Genomic DNA, 15,559 nt, shown 5'->3' with positions numbered 1-15,559 from the left:
TCCTTTGAGAAGCCTTCGATCTTACTTGTTTACATTGTACTAAAAAGAGTTTAGAATCAAAAGTATTACTGTAAAGATATAATATTGACAATTTATATTTTGACCGATATAATTACTACTGTTGCCTTGAGGTGATAAAGACATGAAATGGTCACTACAAGAAATAAAAAATTTTTACCGTAAACCGTTAACGTTTGAACAAAATGTTGATGCGAGCGGTGTGATGGAAAAAGACCGAGAGATCAGAAGCATCGATCCTGTTTATGTAAAAGGACATGCAGATGTTACTCAACAAAAAGCCACTTTTTATTTGACGATAAAAGGAAAAATGGTGTTGCCTTGTGCAAACACATTGGTGGATGTGGAATTTCCATTTTCGGTAAAAACAACGGAAATTTTCATTTTCGACCCGAACTATACGGAATTTGAAGATGAAGAAAGCCTTCATAAAGTTGAGGGACATTACGTTGATCTTCTTCCTGTCATCGAAGAGCATATATTGCTTGAGAAACCGTTGAAAATAACGGCTGCTGATGTTACAGAAAGTCCTGCTCCTGATGAGGGAAAAGGATGGAAGAGGGTTACGGAAGAAGACCTAAGTAACCGGGTTGACCCGCGTTTAGCTGGTCTGGCTAATTTTTTTGATGAAGACAAAAAGTGAGAGAATACGATATAATGTTTCTTTCATGACCTTTAAGGAGGTGGATACAAAATGGCAGTACCTTTTCGCAGAACTTCACAAACTCGCCAAGCGAAGCGTCGTACACACTACAAGCTTTCCATGCCTGGTATGGTAAAGTGTCCACAGTGCGGAGAATACAAGTTATCTCACCGCGTTTGCCGTGAGTGTGGATCTTACAAAGGAAAAGAAGTAGTTAGCAAGTAATGAAAAACAGGAAGCTTTTGCTTCCTGTTTTTTCATATACATAAAAAGAAGCGCTTTCTTTTATTGGAGGTGTAAGGATTGAGTGAAAAACCCGTACTGTGGCATAAAGAAAATAACATAGGCTGGATTACTTTAAATCGTCCTTCGGTTAGAAATGCAATAAATTTTGAAGTGATGAATGAACTAACAGCTCTCTTGAGAAGAGCAAAAATGGATGAGGATGTTAAAATCCTCGTGATTACTGGGGCAGGAACTAAAGCGTTTTGCTCTGGCGGTGACTTAAGCGCGTTTCATTCGTTGAAAACGGAAGACGAGGCATTTGGTATGCTCTCTCAAATGGGAAAAGTTTTAGACGAATTGTTCTTCTTTACAAAACCAACTGTAGCCCTTTTGAACGGTTCGGCGGTTGGAGGGGGATGTGAGATAGCAGCAGCTTGTGATATAAGGCTTGCGCGAGCTGAAGCAAAGGTAGGCTTTATTCAGGGTAGATTAGGGATTACGACCGGTTGGGGCGGCGGCAGTTACTTATTAGAGCGAGTAGGGCAAGCTGAAGGAATGGATCTATTGTACAGTTCATCTCCTATTACAGCCAAGCAAGGGATGGATCGCGGTTTTATTCAGTATGTGATTAAAGGCAGCAGCAAAAGAGAAACAGAACGGTATTTAAAGAGATATACGCAACAGCCGTTAGGAGTCATTGCTTCATACAAAGCATTACAGCTCCAAAGATACGATACACAAAAAATAAAACAGAATGTTCTGCTTGAAATTAAAAGATGTGCAAAACTGTGGGCCTCTGATGAGCACCATAAACGAGTAGATGCATTTTTAAAGAAATAAGTATTTCTCTCCATTTTAGTAGAATAAAAAGTCTATCTTATCTAGTACTAGCATATTCTTATTACAAACCACTAAAATGGGGGGATCAAAATGACGATTTTGCGCCAGGATGCCTGGACAAATGACGAAGATGCTATACTTGCAGAAGTTACACTCAGGCACATTCGCGAAGGAAGTACCCAGCTCGTTGCATTTGAAGAAGTAGGAGAAAAATTAACAAGAACTCCTGCTGCCTGTGGGTTTAGGTGGAATTCACTTATTCGTAAACAATACGAAAAAGCGATTGCAGAAGCAAAAAAGGTTCGTAAAGAGCGTAATAAAAGAAAAAGAAAACAACAAGGGTCTGATAAAGTTGAAAATCCTTTTTCATTAAGTGATGAAGCGTATCAGTATGAAAGAGAAAAGAATCTTTCTCTTCAGGAAATTATTCTATTTTTACAGAAATTGCAATCAGAAGGTACAACAACAAAAAATCTTGAAGCAGAAAATAAAGCCCTGCTAACAAGAATACAGCATATGAAAAAAGAGAATGGAACTCTGAGAAATAAGCTAGATAAAATGAATAAGGAATATGAATCGGTCTGCAAGGACTATAAAGAAGTTTTGCAGATTATGGAAAGAGCGAGGAAGTTAACAGAAGTACCTGTAAGCAATTAAAAAAAAGATGGCAGACGCCATCTTTTTTATTTTATTTTATTAAGCTAACCGTTGTTCACTAACCCCTGTAGGGTACCATACATATGGATTTTGACCGCGGTCACGATCTTTATTATAGGTAACAGCCTCGAATCCCATCTTTTCCCAGAAACCTCCGGATTGTTGTCTTCCGTTCGTCTTGATTGGCAAGGAAAAAGTTTTAGCAAATTCAACAAGTGCTCTGCCAAGTCCCTTTGTTTGATGATGAGGAAGAACCTCGAGTTTCCATAATTCTAAATAATCTTGTGGCGGATCAAAATACTGATCGTAGGCAGCTTCAATTTGATATAAACTCATTCTGGCCACTAGCTTATCACCATAATAAATTCCGTAAAAAGGGGACTCGCTGTCATTTTCAATCATATTCTCTTGAAGATCCTCAAGCATGGACAGTTCCTGTACACCATACTCCTTGAATTGTTTGAACTCTTCTAAAGTTTTATAGTTAACTAAGAGCTTTTTCACTTCGTATTTAACCATTTTCTCTCCCCCAAACATCCTGTACTTTTCTCTATAGATATAGTATATACTAATTAGGCTAAAAATTCTTTAAAAATAAAATATTCGTTTAGTTTACGCTTACAAAAAGGAAATTTACCTTTTTTGTCGAAAAACGTAATGTTGACAACAGGAAGGAGGATGATTATGAAAAAAATCTTAATCGCAAATCGTGGAGAAATCGCACTTCGCATTATCCAAACGTGTAAGGAGATGAATATTGAAACGGTTGCCGTTTATTCTGATGCAGACAAAGACCTCCCATTTGTAAAAGCAGCAGATGAAGCTATACATATTGGGGAATCTCCGGTTGCCAAATCCTACTTGCAGAGTGAAGTAATTTTAGAAGCGGCTATCAACCATAAGGTGGACGCTATTCACCCAGGTTATGGTCTTTTATCTGAAAATGATGAATTTGCCAAAAAAATAGAACAAGCTGGAATTACGTTTATTGGGCCATCCCCTCAAACCATTGAGTGGATGGGTGACAAGATCATGGCTCGTAAAACGATGCAGCAAGCGGGGGTTCCAATTGTACCCGGAACGATTGAGCCTATTGGAGATGTTGAAGAAGGTATAAAGCTTGCAGAGCAGATCGGCTATCCAGTTATGCTTAAAGCGAGCAGCGGTGGGGGCGGCATCGGAATGGTAAAGTGTGAAAATGAAGAAGATCTTCATAAACATTTTATCTCCAGTCAGCAACGTGCAAAGAATTATTTTGGTTCAGGAAGAATGTTTATCGAAAAATATATCGAGAATGCAAGACATATTGAAGTGCAAATCATGGGTGACACACATGGAAATATTGTTCACCTTTTCGAACGTGACTGCAGCATCCAAAGACGAAATCAAAAAGTAGTAGAAGAGTCTCCTTCACCGTTTTTAACCGAAAGTTTACGGTCTAAAATTACGAGTGCTGCAATAGAGGCGGCTAAAGCTGTGAACTATGTTAATGCAGGAACAGTTGAGTTTGTAGTAAGTGAAAATGGAGATTTCTACTTTTTAGAAATGAACACTCGCTTGCAGGTAGAACACCCTGTTACTGAGTCCATTACGGGTCTTGATCTAGTAAGGTGGCAGATTCAAATTGCACAAGGGGAAAAGTTGCCGCTTACTCAAGACGAAATCATCTGCAAAGGGCATGCGATCGAATTTAGACTGTATGCAGAAGATCCGGTTACATTCTTTCCTTCTCCCGGTAAAATTGAAGAGCTGAAATGGCCAAAAATGGATCAGGTTAGAATTGACTCAGGCTATGAAGAAGGAAACCAGGTTACACCTTTTTATGATCCCATGATTGCGAAGATTATTGTAAGCGATTCCAATCGAATAGGATGTTTAAAAAATGCTAAAAAGTTCTTTGGAGAAATCAAAATTAGCGGATTGAAATCCAATGTCCCTCTATTTCAAAATCTATTGATTGAAGAAGAATTTTTAAATGGAGAATACACAACGAGTTTCTTAAGTAAACGATCTGTAAGTAAACCGTAACATAAAAGGGGAGAGAAATATGAAAGAGATAACAGCTTCTATGGCAGGTACAGTATGGCAAGTATTAGTGAGTGAAGGTGATGAAATAACTGCTGGACAAACGGTAATCATTTTAGAGTCTATGAAAATGGAGATTCCTGTTGATGCTACAGATGCCGGAACAGTAGAAAACATTAAATTTGCTTCAGGTGATTTTGTTAACGAGGGAGACGTTCTCGTCACATTAAAATAAAAAATCTGCATACAATCTGAGCGAGCGCTCACTCTCTTTAAGGAGGTACATGATGGTTGCAAAATTAGAAGAACATTTAAAGGAAAAAATAGACCAGATCGAAGCTGGCGGTGCACAAAAATATCACGAAAAAAATAGTGCTCAAAATAAGATGTTTGTCCGCGACCGATTAAAACTTTTGTTTGATAACGGAGAATACTCTGTTGAAGATGCAAAGTTCGCCAACAATCAGGCTGGTGACCTTCCGGCAGATGGTGTTGTAACGGCTATCGGAAAAATGGGTGGTAAGACAGTTTGTGTAATGGCGAATGATTCAACCGTTAAAGCTGGTTCATGGGGAGCACGAACGGTCGAGAAAATCATTCGCATTCAAGAAACAGCTCAAAAACTTAAAGTTCCGATGCTTTATCTTGTTGATTCAGCTGGAGCTCGTATCACAGATCAAATTGATATGTTCCCTAACCGCAGAGGAGCAGGGAAAATTTTTTACAATCAAGTAAAAATGTCAGGAATGGTTCCTCAAATCTGCATTCTCTTTGGTCCATCTGCAGCTGGAGGTGCATATATTCCAGCATTTTGTGATGTTGTAATCATGGTTGATCAGAATGCTTCCATGTATTTAGGAAGCCCTCGTATGGCGGAAAAAGTAATCGGAGAAAAGGTGACGCTTGAAGAGATGGGCGGAGCAAGAATGCACTGTTCAATCAGCGGCTGTGGCGATGTTTTAGCTGCAAATGAAACAGAAGCGATTGAAGAAGCACGCCGTTATCTCACTTACTTTCCTGTGAATTACAAGGAAAAGGCACCTGTAACGGAAGCTGCTTCACCAAAACCAGGAAGAGAGCTTGAAGAGATCGTACCAGAAAATCAAAACGTTCCATTTGATATGTATGAGTTTATTGATGGACTGATTGATGAAGGAAGCTTTTTTGAAATGAAAAAGCTGTTCGCTCAAGAAATTGTAACAGGTTTTGGTCGAATCGATGGAAAGCCAGTTGGTATTATTGCGAATCAGCCTAGAGTAAAAGGCGGAGTTTTGTTTGTAGATTCTGCAGATAAAGCTGCAAAATTCATCACACTGTGTGACGCGTTCTCGATTCCTCTTCTTTTCTTATCGGACGTACCAGGGTTTATGATTGGTACAAAAGTGGAGAGAGCGGGAATTATTAGACACGGAGCAAAATTAATCGCTGCTATGAGTGATGTAACCGTTCCTAAGATTTCTGTTATCGTTCGAAAAGCATACGGTGCTGGACTTTATGCGATGGCAGGTCCTGCCTTTGAACCTGATTGCTGTTTAGCACTTCCTACTGCTCAAATTGCAGTAATGGGTCCTGAGGCAGCGGTGAATGCTGTTTATTCCAACAAAATAAACGAGATTGAAGACATGAAAGAAAGAATTCAATTCGTTCAGCAAAAACAGCAAGAATATAAAGAACATATTGATATTTATAAGCTTGCTTCAGAAATGATCATTGATGATATTGTTTCACCATCTTCCCTTCGAGATGAATTGAAAAATAGATTTGCCTTTTATGAAAATAAAGAAATCGTTTTTAGTGAACGTAAGCATCCGGTTTATCCTGTTTGATTTAAATGAGCTGACATCTTAAGAGCGGGACTCTCGCTACTTCAGGATGTCGGCTTTTTTTATGCCCTACTCGTTTTCATAAACTTTCCTTTAATATGGTAAAATCATACTAAATGACTTACATGTGTGGAGGCTACAGATGAAAGTATGTGTAATCGGCGGAGGAGCGATCGGTTTATTAGTTTCTTATTTTCTAAAGATGAATGGAGTAGAGCCTGTTATTTATACGAGGACAGAAGAACAAGCTCAAAAATTAAACGCTTCAGGAATTACATATCGTGATAAAAACAGAAAAAAACATTCTGTACCCGTTCAAAGTAAACCGATTCAGGCGTTTTCGGGTAGTGAAGAGCGGTGTGTGATTGCTGTAAAGCAAACCGCTATTGAAGAATTAAGTTTTTTAAAAGATCAACAGTATGCATCCCTTTCTTGTCTATTTTTACAAAATGGAATTAGTCATCTTACCTTTTTAAATACAGTTGTACAAAAAGATATATGTGTTGGTGTAGTGGAACATGGTGCTGGAAGAGATGGGTATTCCATGGTAAATCATTTAGGTTCAGGTCGGATTAAAATCTCTTCGTATAGAGGAAACAGATGTGGTGACTGGCAATCTATTTTTAATAACCCTACATTTCCGATTGTTGTTGAACAGGATTATGAACGCATGCTTTTCGAAAAATTAGTAATGAATGCCTCCATTAATCCTGTAACAGCGATGCTTAGAATCACAAACGGTGAACTCTTAGAGAATAAATATGCTTTGAGTTTGATGAACCGGCTATTTGATGAAACCATCATAGTGTTACAAATGGAATTCAAACGGGATGAATTATGGAAGGAATTGTTATCACTCTGCAGAACTACTTCTTTAAACCGCTCTTCTATGTTTAAGAGCGTTGAAATTGGCGAGCAAACGGAAATAGATTCGATTACGGGGGAAATATTAAAACTTGGAAAAAAACGAGACCTGCATTTACCCTTTTCGGAGTTTGTTTATCTTGCGGTGAAAGCCTTGGATTGGAGAGGATGAGTGATTGTCTAGCGTTTTAGGAGCCATTATTGCTACTTTAATAACAGTACCGTACATTGTTTTTTTTATTGTAAACAAAAGTGTTTATAAGTTAACGGGAAAAAGAAAAAAAGCCTTTAAAACCGGAACAGATTTTACAACCTTTTTCTTATTTATCGCCATTGAAAGAATGAGTGTAGAAATTTGGGGCCAATCTTATTATTGGGTCCTCATTTTATTGTTTTTAACGGGTTGTTTACTTTTTACCCTGTTCATCTGGAAAAATGACATTGAACTATCGGTCGGTAAAATACTAACGTTAAATTGGCGTCTGCAGTTCTTGATTCTTTCGTTCGGTTATTTTTTATTAATGACATATGGAATCATTGATCGCATATTAGAAATATAGAGCAAATCTTTTATTGTCTTGGATGAATATTTGCTATACTCGGTTAGGATGTTATTGACACGCAGAAAGGAAGTACAAAATGAGACTGGAGGAAATGAATCTTCAAACATCACCATTTCTAAAAGGGTACTCCAACGGAGATTCGGAAGTTGCTCGGTTTTTTGATTATAAGACATCATTTGATAACGGAGAATGGGCAAAAAGACAGCAGGAACTGAAGCGTCATTTATTTCCTAGAAAAGAACTTACAGAGTATTTGTTAGCATACAATCGAAAAATTGGAAATTCATCTAACACTGTTGAAAACATACAAAAACTGCACCATCCTGAAGGATTAGCAGTTGTTGGCGGTCAGCAAGCCGGACTTCTCACTGGGCCTCTTCTTGTAATCTATAAGTGTATCAGTACGATCCAGCTTGCTAAACAAGCTGAGAAAGAACTTGGCGTACCAGTAGCTCCAGTATTTTGGATCGCTGGCGAAGATCATGATATGGATGAGATTAATCATGTGATGATTCCGAAAAATGATACAGCAAAAAAAATCTCGTTAAAGTCAGCTACTGCTGTAAAGTCGTCTGCTTCTCTTTGGAGGTGGAATCCCGATGATGTCAAGCCATGGTTGGTGGAAGTGTTTCGATCTTTCGGAGAAACGGCGTACACTCAGGATTTTCTTGCTGAAACACAGCGGATTCTGCATGATTCGGACTCAATCGTTACGTTCTTTGCTAAACTACTTGCAAAATGGTTTTCTGATGAGGGTTTAATATTATTGGATTCAGGTGATCCGGCATTTAAAAAACTGCAATCTTCTTACTTAAAGAAGATGATCATAAACAATTCTGAAATTGATAAAGCCTTTATTTCTCAAACAAAGAGATTGAATGAAAAAGGATTTCAAGATCCGATTGAAGTTCAGCCTGATAACGCACATTTGTTTTATACAAAAAATGGAGAAAGAATTCTTTTGTATCGATCTGAAGAAGGTTATACCTCTAAAGAAAAAGATTTTGTTATATCAGAAGAAAAGCTGTTGAAAGAAGCGTTAGATTATCCAGAGAAATTTAGTAACAATGTGGTTACGCGGCCTTTGATGCAAGAGTTTCTCCTGCCTACCTTATCCTTTATTGCAGGACCTGGAGAAATCTCATACTGGGCTGCTTTAGGAGAGATTTTTCATCATTTTGATAGAAAAATGCCTATCCTTACGCAACGGCTTTCGCTTACACTTGTTCTTGAAAACACGGACCAACTTTTAGCTTCCAAACAGTTAACCGTTAAAAACGTAATAGAGAATGGCACAGAAGACTACAAAAGAGAATGGTTTGAAAAAAATAGACCAGTAGAGACAAACGATACGATAGAAAGAGTAAAAGCAGAGATCGCACAATCGTATTCTCAATTAATGAAGTTAGCTGAAAACATTGATTTTGCCTTGCTGCCTGTTACTGAAAAGAATCTAAACCGAGTCTTTGGTGAGATTCATTATATCGAACAAAAAATGGAACAACGGATAAGAAGAAAAGTGAAGAAACCGTTGGCAGAATTTGATGAGATCATGCTCGAACTTAAACCTGGTAACGTCTTGCAAGAAAGAGTCTGGAACGTCTATCAATTTGCGAATGAATGGGGACCAGACCTTATTAAACAACTAGTAGAACACCCTTTTTCATTTAATGAAAAACATAAAATTGTCTACCTATAGGCGATATTAAATAATTTTTCAAAAAATCCTGTGAGACAGCAGGATTTTTTTTTTTGCAAACGAATTATACTTGTAGTGGTGAAAAGTGGAGTGATGTGGTAGATTTAGGGGAGAAAGTGGGGTGATTATATGTTCATGGGAGAGTATCAGCACAGCATCGACGAAAAAGGACGTATGATCATCCCTTCCAAATTTCGTGAAGAATTAGGCACAGAGTTTATTTTGACTCGTGGGTTGGATCAATGTGTATTCGGCTATCCTTTAGATGAGTGGAAGGTTATTGAAGATAAACTTAAGAGCTTACCATTCACAAAGAAGGACGCCCGGGCTTTTACCCGATTTTTCTTTTCTGGAGCTGCTGAATGCCAGCTGGATAAACAGGGAAGAGTGAATATTGCATCTCCACTCAGAGACTACGCAAAACTAGAAAAGGATTGCGTTGTCATAGGTGTGTCGAATAGAATTGAGATTTGGAGCAAATCGATATGGGAAGAATACTTCTCAAAGTCAGAAGACTCTTTTGGCGAAATCGCAGAAAGTCTCATGGACTTCGATTTATAAACCCTTAAGTTTACAGCAGAAAGGAATTTTCCATGTTTGACCATATAACCGTATTAAAACAAGAATCAGTAGATGCCTTAAACGTTAAGCCAGATGGAATTTATGTAGATTGTACGTTAGGCGGGGCAGGGCATAGCGCTCTTTTACTTTCCCAACTGGGATCAGGCCATTTATATGCATTCGATCAAGATGACAAAGCAATCCAGAATGCAAAAGAAGTATTAAAGGAATACGAAGGTAAGTTCACCATTATCCGCCGCAATTTTCGCTATATAAAAGAAGAACTGAACGCTCTTGGTGTTGAGGAAGTGGATGGTATCCTGTTCGATCTTGGTGTCTCTTCACCACAACTGGATGAAGCAGACAGAGGATTCAGTTATCAGCATGACGCTGACCTTGATATGCGAATGGATCAAACGAGTGAGCTTACAGCAAAGCAAGTTGTAAACGAATGGTCTTTTCATGACTTAATGAGAATTATTTCTCGCTATGGCGAAGAAAAATTCGCTAAACAGATCGCTAGGAAAATTGAAGCAGCGAGAGAGAAAAAAGAAATTCAAACAACAGGTGAACTTGTCGAAATAATAAAGGATGCTATACCTGCTCCTGCAAGGAGAACAGGCGGACATCCTGCAAAAAGAACCTTTCAAGCTATTCGGATCGCTGTCAATGATGAATTAAACGCCTTCGAGGATGCACTAAAAGACTCCATTGAACTATTAAAGGTTGGTGGTAGAATTGCAGTCATCACGTTTCACTCACTTGAAGATCGCGCGTGTAAAAATATACTAAAACAAGCAAGCACTGGGCCGGAACTCCCTCCAGGCTTACCCATCATTCCAGAAGAATACAAACCAACATTAAAACTGATTACAAGAAAACCGATAGTGCCGACTGACAACGAGCTGGAAGAAAACAGACGATCTCGTTCTGCGAAACTAAGAATTGCCGAAAAACAGAAATAGAGAGGAGAAAATTATTTTGAGCAATTTAGCATATCAAGTTCATAAACAACAAATACAAACACAAAGTAACCCAAGACCTATTGAACAGCACGGACGTAAACTTTTTACAAAAGGTGAAGTCGTTCTTTGGGGAATGATGGGGATCGTCCTCGTAGCTGGACTTGTTTGGCTCATTTCACTTTATGCATCTGTTTATCAGGCAACCGCAAAGATTGAAACGATTCAACGAGAAATCTCTTCAGAATCCAAGATTGTAGAAGATTATCATCTGCAAGTAACAGAATTAAGCAATCCAGAACGCATCATGAAGATCGCAAAGCAACAAGGCTTTATTTTTGATGATAAGAATGTAAAAGTGGTCCAGGATTAAAAAACAGGTGCTGTTATGAAATTAAAAAGAAAAAATGTAGGAGCAGGTATTCTTATGGTTGCGTTTACCGTGCTCTTTTTTATATTGACGGGCAAGTTTTATCTCGTTGCATCTTCTCAGTCTGCTGAAGGTGTAGATTTAATTGAATATGGAAAAAGAAAATGGTTAAAAAGTGATGTGCTTGATGCAAAAAGAGGTACGATGTTTGATAGGAATGGTGAGGTAGTTGCGCAAGATATCCCTTCGTATAGCGTCATTGCCATATTGGACAAAGATTATCCGAACCACATAAAGGACCCTGAGAAGGCAGCAGAAAAACTGGCAAAGATTTTGGATGCAGACAAAGAGGAACTTGTGGAACTGTTAAGCAAAGAAGGTCGATTTCAAGTGGAACTGCCTGCGGGTAGAAAAGTATCATACAGAAAAAAAGAACAGATTGAAGATTTAAAGATTCCAGGAATTGATTTTATTAGAGAATCAAGACGTTATTACCCCAATCAAACGTTTGCTTCTCATGTCATAGGCTACACAGGTAATGGAGAAGAAGGTGTTCAGTCAGGTTTAATGGGGCTTGAGAAATCTTTAGACAAATACCTAAAAGAGAAAGATGGCAAGATTACCTTTCTTGGAGATGCCTTCAGCCGTGCGATCCCCTCAAACAAGGAATCTATTAAACCGCCAAAGCATGGTCAAGATATCTATTTGACCCTTGACGAAAAAATACAGCTTTATTTAGATGAAGCGATGGGTGAAGCGGCAAAAGAATTTGAGCCTGAGAAGATGACAGCTATCGTGGCAGATCCGAAAACAGGAAGAATATTGGGGATGAGCAGCTATCCTACGTTTAATCCGAATAAAAAAGAGATTGATAACTATACGAATTTTGCTGTCTCTTATCCTTTTGAGCCTGGATCTACGATGAAAATCTTCACGTTAGCAGCAGCGATAGAAGAAGGTGTATATAACGGCAACGAACAATTTCAAAGTGGTTCTTATAAACTCCCTAATATTGGAAGGCCTATCTATGACCATAACCGTAAAGGCTGGGGAACAATTTCTTATGATGTAGGAGTACAAAATTCTTCAAACGTTGCTTTTTCAAAGCTCGTACGTGAAAAACTAGGATATGAAAGATTTAGAAACTATATTTCAAAATTTGGATTAGACCAAAAAACGAACGTTGATATACCGAATGAGAAAAACGGTTCTATTTTATATAACTATGAGATTGAAAAAGTAACGACTGCTTTTGGACAAGGATCAACAATAACGCCAATTCAGCAGATCCAAGCCGCAACAGCAATCGCAAACGGAGGTACGATGATGCAGCCGTATGTGATTAATAAAATTATTGACCCTGAGACGAAGAAGACGGTTCTCACTCGTGAACCTAAAGTGGCAGGTAAACCGATATCTGAAGCAACTGCCAAACAGGTTAGAGATATTCTAGAAACGGTTGTGACCGATGGAACAGGAAAACCATATATGATTGATGGTTATCGTGTAGCAGGCAAGACTGGTACAGCCCAGATTCCTGGAAAAGATGGAAAATATATTTCTGGATGGGGAGAAAATGTTTTTTCCTTTTTAGGAATGGCCCCTAAAGATGACCCGAAATTACTTGTCTATGTAGCAGTAGAACGCCCGAAGATCGAGTATCCGGAGATGGGTTATACACCAGTTGCAAACATTTTTACAAGTGTTATGAAAAGCAGTCTTCAATATTTGAATATCCAGCCTGAAGCGAAAGACAATTCTAGTAAAGCGACAACCCATAAATCATACGGTAGTGAATTGCCCGATTACACGGGCCAATCTGTTAAACAAGTAAAATCCGAACTAGAAAAGTTAGGTATGCATGTGTCTGTAATTGGTTCTGATGATAAAATTATTAAGCAAGAACCTTATGAAGGTGCATATGTAATTAAAGGAGAACGTGTCATCCTCCAAACGTCTGGTGATATGAAGATGCCAGATATGAAAGATTGGTCATATATGGACATTTTACGAATCAGTAAGCTCATCGGTTTAAAAGAAACGATCACAGGCAGCGGCTTTGCCGTGAAACAAAGTATTAAAGCAGGAAATCCGGTAAAAAAAGGCGATTTCCTTGTTGTACAGCTTGATCCTCCAAAAGAGACCGAGCCTAACCCTGATGCAAATGAGGAAGAAGAACAGCAAAATGAAGAAGAACGAACGGTAACAGACTAAGTACGGGCTATATGTTCTATGCGCTTGTGTACAAGCATATATTTGAAACGAACCATACAGGGGAGGTATTTTGTGTGCGAGTTTCAAATGTAACAGTACGCAGGCGCTTAATTTTAGTTCTTGTATTTGGACTAGCCTTCTTTTTCGTCATATCTGTTCGGCTTGGCTACGTTCAATTTGTATTAGGAAACATGCTTACAGATCAAGCACTTGATTCATGGAGCCGTAATATTCCTTTCGAACCTAAAAGAGGTAAGATTGTAGACCGCAATGATGTTGTACTCGCAACAAACATTAGTGCTCCTACCGTTTTTGTTGTACCACGACAAGTGAAAGAAGCAGATGAAACAGCTGAAAAACTCGCTGCCGTGTTGAATATTTCGAAAACGGAAGTGTATAAGAGGATTACAAAAAAAGAATCGATTGTTCGAATCGATAATGGCGGCAGAAAGATCACAAACTACAAAGCGAAAGAAGTAGAATCATTAAATCTTCCTGGTGTTTTTGTAGCAGAAGATAGTAAGCGGCATTACCCATTTGGTTCTTATCTTTCACATGTGTTAGGCTTTGCAGGGATAGACAGCCAAGGGTTAACAGGACTTGAGCTTTATTATGATGATCAATTAAACGGAAAAAAAGGACATGTTTCTTTTTTCTCAGATGCACGAGGAAGAAGGATGCCTTCATTATCTGATAAATATGAAAAACCGAAAGACGGCTACGATTTGCGTCTTACCACTGATGCAAGAGTACAAACGATCATTGAACGAGAACTCGATATTGCTCAGGCTACCTACAATGCTGATGGAGCAATTGCCATTGCAATGAATCCGAATACAGGTGAAATATTAGGCATGAGTTCAAGACCTGATTTTGATCCTGAAGAATACAAGCGCGTAGCTCCAGAGGTATACAATCGCAACTTGCCAGTTTGGGCGCAATATGAGCCAGGATCTACCTTCAAGATCATCACGCTTGCTGCCGCACTTGAAGAAGGTAAAGTTGATCTTGAGAACGATCATTTTCATGACCCAGGTTCGATTGAAGTCGCAGGAAGAAAGTTGAAATGCTGGAAAGCGGGAGGTCATGGGAGCCAGTCCTTTTTAGAAGGAGTACAAAATTCCTGTAACCCTGGTTTTGTCATTTTAGGACAGCGATTAGGAAAAGATAAACTTTTTTCGTATATTAAAGATTTTGGTTTTGGCGAAAAAACAGGAGTCGACTTAGCAGGTGAAGGAAGAGGGATATTGTTTTCGCTCGATCGAGTGGGTCCTTTAGAGTTGGCAACAACAGCGTTCGGGCAAGGGGTATCGGTTACACCTATCCAGCAAGTTGCAGCAGTTTCTGCGGCCGTAAATGGGGGGTATCTATACGAACCTTATATAGCTAAAGAATTAGTAGATCCTGTTACGGGGAAAGTGGTAAGTAAACAAACACCAAAATTAAAAAGAAGAGTTATATCAGAGGAAACATCAAAGCAAGTAAGAAGAGCATTAGAAAGTGTAGTTGCTCAAGGTACAGGGAAGAATGCTTTTGTAGATGGTTATCGAGTGGGAGGAAAAACAGGTACCGCCCAAAAAGCGGAAGGCGGCGTCTATTTAAAAAATAATCATATCGTTTCCTTTATTGGAATGGCTCCAGCCAACAATCCAGAAATCGTCGTGTATGTAGCTATCGATAATCCGAAAGAAACATTGCAGTTCGGTGGAATAGTAGCCGCGCCAATTGTAGGCAATATTATAGAGGATAGTCTTTCTGCAATGGGTGTAGAAAAACAAAAAGGCCAGATTGAAAAAGAAAAAACATGGCTCGACGCACCAGAAGTAATCGTTCCAAATTTAGTCGGAAAAAAAACAAAAGAGCTATCCAATCTTTTATATAACTTGAAGATTGATACATCTGGTAAAGGGGAATATATTGTCCAGCAAGCCCCGCAAGCAGGTGTTAAGCTACAGGCAGGCAAAACGATACGTTTATTTTTGGGTGACAAAAAAGAAGTGGAAGATTAAAATAAAGAATGTACACATAGCCAAGCGCGGATTCTTGCCTTGGCTTATTTTTCTTAAAACGAGAATGGTTAAGGGATATAGAGGAG

Annotated in this window: 16 protein-coding genes; 15 read left to right on the top strand and 1 reads right to left on the bottom strand. The window is 38.7% G+C overall.

Annotation, left to right across the window (positions count from 1 at the left end):
• Positions 1 to 142 precede the first annotated feature (142 nt).
• The 4 genes from KUV80_RS06060 to KUV80_RS06045 all read left to right on the top strand — a co-directional run bounded on the left by KUV80_RS06060 (position 143) and on the right by KUV80_RS06045 (position 2,383).
• Positions 143 to 661: a YceD family protein gene (locus tag KUV80_RS06060; protein WP_222461757.1), complete on the top strand. Its 519-nt coding sequence runs from the start codon at positions 143 to 145 to the stop codon at positions 659 to 661.
• A gap of 51 nt (positions 662 to 712) precedes the next feature.
• Positions 713 to 886 (top strand): 50S ribosomal protein L32, encoded by a 174-nt coding sequence (rpmF, locus tag KUV80_RS06055; RefSeq protein ID WP_066240492.1) that lies wholly within the window; start codon positions 713 to 715, stop codon positions 884 to 886.
• 78 nt (positions 887 to 964) lie between these two features.
• Complete coding sequence (locus tag KUV80_RS06050; protein ID WP_222461756.1) at positions 965 to 1,726, top strand: enoyl-CoA hydratase/isomerase family protein; 762 nt, start codon at positions 965 to 967, stop codon at positions 1,724 to 1,726.
• A gap of 90 nt (positions 1,727 to 1,816) precedes the next feature.
• On the top strand, positions 1,817 to 2,383 hold the full coding sequence (locus tag KUV80_RS06045; RefSeq protein ID WP_222461755.1) for an RsfA family transcriptional regulator: 567 nt from the start codon (positions 1,817 to 1,819) through the stop codon (positions 2,381 to 2,383).
• 39 nt (positions 2,384 to 2,422) lie between these two features.
• Here the strand turns inward: KUV80_RS06045 and KUV80_RS06040 are convergent, their stop codons facing one another.
• Entirely contained in the window at positions 2,423 to 2,902 is a 480-nt protein-coding gene (locus KUV80_RS06040; protein WP_222461754.1) for an N-acetyltransferase, read from the bottom strand.
• 165 nt (positions 2,903 to 3,067) lie between these two features.
• On the opposite strand from KUV80_RS06040, the gene KUV80_RS06035 reads away from it, so the two are divergent.
• The 11 genes from KUV80_RS06035 to KUV80_RS05985 all read left to right on the top strand — a co-directional run bounded on the left by KUV80_RS06035 (position 3,068) and on the right by KUV80_RS05985 (position 15,473).
• Entirely contained in the window at positions 3,068 to 4,411 is a 1,344-nt protein-coding gene (locus KUV80_RS06035) for an acetyl-CoA carboxylase biotin carboxylase subunit (RefSeq protein ID WP_222461753.1), read from the top strand.
• Between the two features lie 19 nt (positions 4,412 to 4,430).
• Positions 4,431 to 4,643: an acetyl-CoA carboxylase biotin carboxyl carrier protein subunit gene (locus KUV80_RS06030; protein WP_222461752.1), complete on the top strand. Its 213-nt coding sequence runs from the start codon at positions 4,431 to 4,433 to the stop codon at positions 4,641 to 4,643.
• A gap of 49 nt (positions 4,644 to 4,692) precedes the next feature.
• Positions 4,693 to 6,234 (top strand): acyl-CoA carboxylase subunit beta, encoded by a 1,542-nt coding sequence (locus KUV80_RS06025; RefSeq protein WP_222461751.1) that lies wholly within the window; start codon positions 4,693 to 4,695, stop codon positions 6,232 to 6,234.
• Positions 6,235 to 6,373: 139 nt separating this feature from the next.
• Positions 6,374 to 7,267, top strand: a complete 894-nt coding sequence (locus KUV80_RS06020; RefSeq protein ID WP_222461750.1) for a ketopantoate reductase family protein — start codon at positions 6,374 to 6,376, stop codon at positions 7,265 to 7,267.
• A 4-nt stretch (positions 7,268 to 7,271) separates the two neighbouring features.
• Positions 7,272 to 7,655, top strand: a complete 384-nt coding sequence (locus tag KUV80_RS06015; protein ID WP_222461749.1) for a DUF3397 domain-containing protein — start codon at positions 7,272 to 7,274, stop codon at positions 7,653 to 7,655.
• A gap of 79 nt (positions 7,656 to 7,734) precedes the next feature.
• Positions 7,735 to 9,357 carry a bacillithiol biosynthesis cysteine-adding enzyme BshC gene (gene bshC, locus KUV80_RS06010; protein ID WP_222461748.1) on the top strand — a complete coding sequence of 541 codons (1,623 nt, stop codon included), beginning with the start codon at positions 7,735 to 7,737 and terminating at the stop codon, positions 9,355 to 9,357.
• Between the two features lie 129 nt (positions 9,358 to 9,486).
• Positions 9,487 to 9,918: a division/cell wall cluster transcriptional repressor MraZ gene (mraZ, locus tag KUV80_RS06005; protein ID WP_222461747.1), complete on the top strand. Its 432-nt coding sequence runs from the start codon at positions 9,487 to 9,489 to the stop codon at positions 9,916 to 9,918.
• A gap of 32 nt (positions 9,919 to 9,950) precedes the next feature.
• Positions 9,951 to 10,883 carry a 16S rRNA (cytosine(1402)-N(4))-methyltransferase RsmH gene (gene rsmH / locus KUV80_RS06000; protein WP_222461746.1) on the top strand — a complete coding sequence of 311 codons (933 nt, stop codon included), beginning with the start codon at positions 9,951 to 9,953 and terminating at the stop codon, positions 10,881 to 10,883.
• Positions 10,884 to 10,899: 16 nt separating this feature from the next.
• Positions 10,900 to 11,253: a cell division protein FtsL gene (gene ftsL / locus KUV80_RS05995; RefSeq protein WP_222461745.1), complete on the top strand. Its 354-nt coding sequence runs from the start codon at positions 10,900 to 10,902 to the stop codon at positions 11,251 to 11,253.
• 15 nt (positions 11,254 to 11,268) lie between these two features.
• Positions 11,269 to 13,464 (top strand): penicillin-binding protein, encoded by a 2,196-nt coding sequence (locus KUV80_RS05990; protein WP_222461744.1) that lies wholly within the window; start codon positions 11,269 to 11,271, stop codon positions 13,462 to 13,464.
• A gap of 74 nt (positions 13,465 to 13,538) precedes the next feature.
• Complete coding sequence (locus KUV80_RS05985) at positions 13,539 to 15,473, top strand: stage V sporulation protein D (protein WP_222461743.1); 1,935 nt, start codon at positions 13,539 to 13,541, stop codon at positions 15,471 to 15,473.
• The last annotated feature ends 86 nt before the right edge of the window (positions 15,474 to 15,559 follow it).

This window comes from Fictibacillus nanhaiensis (assembly GCF_019801215.1).
Lineage (GTDB): Bacteria > Bacillota > Bacilli > Bacillales > Fictibacillaceae > Fictibacillus > Fictibacillus nanhaiensis_C.
The sequence above is the reverse complement of the archived record's forward strand: the minus strand, read 5'-3'. Positions and strand labels throughout refer to the sequence as shown.